The 2339-nt window shown below is 47.8% G+C and carries 3 protein-coding genes; 1 reads left to right on the top strand and 2 read right to left on the bottom strand.

Going from position 1 to position 2339, the window contains the following annotated elements:
* Positions 1-761: threonine ammonia-lyase, biosynthetic (ilvA, locus tag ACTHUT_RS18175; RefSeq protein WP_440419307.1), on the top strand; the 761-nt coding region annotated here is incomplete at its 5' end.
* 59 nt (positions 762-820) lie between these two features.
* Here the strand turns inward: ilvA and trmB are convergent.
* Positions 821-1537, bottom strand: a complete 717-nt coding sequence (gene trmB / locus ACTHUT_RS18170) for a tRNA (guanosine(46)-N7)-methyltransferase TrmB (RefSeq protein ID WP_003683649.1) — start codon at positions 1535-1537, stop codon at positions 821-823.
* Positions 1538-1674: 137 nt separating this feature from the next.
* On the bottom strand, positions 1675-2331 hold the full coding sequence (locus ACTHUT_RS18165; RefSeq protein WP_003680203.1) for a response regulator: 657 nt from the start codon (positions 2329-2331) through the stop codon (positions 1675-1677).
* Positions 2332-2339: the final 8 nt, after the last annotated feature.

Here is a 2339-nt window from a genome sequence, read left to right as displayed (position 1 = left end):
AGATTATTACGGTCAATACGGATATGTTGCGCGGCGCGATTAAAGATATTTTTGACGATACGCGCAGCATTACCGAGCCTGCGGGCGCATTGGCCCTTGCCGGACTGAAGGCTTATGTTGCGAAAAACAATATCCAAGGTCAAAACTTGGTTGCTGTCACCAGTGGCGCCAACATGAACTTCCACCGCCTGCGCCATGTTTCAGAACGCAGTGAGCTGGGCGAGGGTAACGAAGGTATTTTTGCTGTTACCATTCCTGAAGAAAAAGGCAGCTTCCTCAAGTTTATCAATGTATTGGGTAGTCGGAATATTACCGAGTTCAACTACCGCTACGGCAACGACAACAATGCTCATATTTTTGTCGGCCTGCAAACTGCAGGTGCGCAAGACTTGGCCGTCATCAGTAAACAACTGGCTGACGCAGGATTGCCGAATGTTGACCTGACCAATGACGAAATCGCCAAAATCCATATTCGTTACATGGTCGGGGGACGGACGGAAAAAGTTTCCAGCGAACGCTTGGTCAGCTTTGAATTTCCTGAGCGTCCCGGCGCATTGTCCCGTTTCTTGAACCATATGCGCGCCGAATGGAATATCACTTTGTTCCATTATCGCAATCATGGTGCGGATTACGGCCGTATTTTGGTCGGTATCGATGTGCCGGAAAGCGACAATGAAGCCTTTACCGATTTCTTGGAGAGCTTGGGTTATGTTTATAAAGAAGAAACCGATAATCCGGCTTATAAACTTTTCTTGGCTTAATCAATAAGATAAAAGGCCGTCTGAAATTTTTCAGACGGCCTTGTGTTTTATGTTTGGCTTTATTTCTTACGGAACACCAAGTCCCAAACGCCATGACCCAATCGTTTGCCTCGGGCTTCAAATTTGGTTTCAGGGCGATAATCAGGTGTAGGGGCGTAATCGGCAGCCGTGTTTTGCAAAGCGTCGAAACTGCTCAAAACCTCCAGCATTTGCACGGCGTATTCTTCCCAGTCGGTCGCCATATGGACATAGCCGCCGCTTTTGAGTTTGGGCAGCAGCTTTTCAACAAACGGCACTTGTACCAAGCGGCGTTTATTGTGGCGTTTTTTGTGCCAAGGGTCAGGGAAGAAAATATGAATGCCGTCTAAAGAACCGTCTTCCAGCATCTTTTCCACTACTTCCACCGCATCATGACGCATCACACGGATATTGGAAATGTGTTCTTCCTCAATCAGCTTCAAAATATTACCGACACCTGGGCCGTGAACATCAATCGCTAAAAAGTCGGTATCGGGCAGACGTTTGGCGATTTCCACTGTCGCAACGCCCATACCGAAACCGATTTCCAATACTTTAGGATTGTCCCGTCCAAAAGCGCGGTTCAAATCCAAAGGAGCATCTTGAAAGTCCACACCAAATTGCGGCCACATCGTATCAATGGCGCGCTGTTGGGCAGCGGTCATATGGCCTTGGCGCAAGACGAAACTGCGGATGCTGCGTTTGTGTTCTTCCGGAACGGTATTTTCGGGTGTATTTTCTGGAATGTTTTCGGACATGTTGTTTTAAATCAGTGAAAAATCAAATAAAAAGGCCGTCTGAAAGAATCAGACAACCCTGCATATAAATCGGCGTGATTATAGCGAATAAACGCTTTTCTTGAAACCTTTTAAAAAGAAGGTTTCAGACGGCCTTTTTAAGACAATACCGGTTGCGGTACTTTGTGTTGCACCGCATAAACCGCTGCTTGGACGCGGCTGCTTAGGTTTAACTTGCGCAACAGGTTTTGTACATGCACTTTGACGGTTGACTCTGCCAGATTCAAATGGCGGGCAATGATTTTGTTGCTGTGTCCGGCGGCAAGATAGCCCAAGATTTCCATCTCGCGCGGAGTCAGTTGCTCCAGTAGATGGTCGGAGCGGGAAGGAGATGGAGAAATCAGCGATTGCACCAAGCGGCTGGTCATTTCTGGAGAAAAGACGTTGTCGCCATCAACTGCTTTGCGGATGCTTTCCAATAGGAAGTCGGCATTGATGTTTTTCAGCAAAAAGCCTTTTGCACCCATACGCATACATTCGGTCAAATCATCGCTGTCTTCGGAAACAGTCAGCATGATGACGGTCAGCTGCGGATTGATACTTAAAATTTGAGCCAATGCTTCGCGGCCGTTCATGACCGGCATATCCAAGTCCAGCAAGACCACATCAGGCTTGAGCTGCTCAACCATTTTTACACCGGCCAGGCCGTCTGAAGCTTCGCCGACGACTTCAAAATCAGGCTGGCGCGAAAGCAAGGCCTTGATACCGCTGCGAAATAGGGTGTGGTCGTCAATAAGGGTAATTTTAATCGTCATGATGCTGT

This window comes from Neisseria sp. P0022.S010, assembly GCF_051956635.1.
This window is presented reverse-complemented; position numbering and strand designations above follow the sequence as displayed.

Excerpts from the sequence above, each read along its gene's own strand:
- trmB (WP_003683649.1), bottom strand. The coding sequence starts at position 1,537 with ATGTCCGAAAACATTCCAGAAAATACACCCGAAAATACCGTTCCGGAA.
- ACTHUT_RS18165 (WP_003680203.1), bottom strand. The coding sequence starts at position 2,331 with ATGACGATTAAAATTACCCTTATTGACGACCACACCCTATTTCGCAGC.